Source organism: Staphylococcus sp. GDX7P312P, from assembly GCF_008385775.1.
Lineage (GTDB): Bacteria > Bacillota > Bacilli > Staphylococcales > Staphylococcaceae > Staphylococcus > Staphylococcus haemolyticus.
The window spans coordinates 1-331 of the sequence record NZ_VUKI01000090.1 but is presented as its reverse complement, the minus strand read 5'-3'; the positions used below and the strand labels follow the sequence as shown (position 1 = coordinate 331).

Here is a 331-nt window from a genome sequence, read left to right as displayed (position 1 = left end):
CCATTTTTTTATTATCTACTATGGGATTGGAAAATTTTATGGTTTTACTTATTGGTTCTTTATTCTTAATTTTAGTTCTTATTATTTTTACGTTATTTACTTATAAAGCACCTAACGGAATGCGTTCGATGGGAGCACTGATCGACGAGGCTATCGCGACATTCTTAGTCGAAGCATTCAACAAGTATGTTGGTTGAGAAGTATTCGGAATAAAATTTCTAGAAGAGTTAGGTGATGCTGCGGGAGTTCTTGGCGTTGTTGCTTCAGCCGGATTAACTGCGCTTGCGATTGGTTTATCTCCAGTATACGCACAGGTTAGTGGTGCTGCTTG

The 331-nt window shown here is 38.4% G+C and carries 1 pseudogene; it reads left to right on the top strand.

Features of this window, described 5'->3' with window-relative positions:
* Window positions 1-38: 38 nt before the first annotated feature.
* Window positions 39-331, top strand: a pseudogene (locus F1592_RS13480) (PTS sugar transporter subunit IIC); the annotation flags it as partial.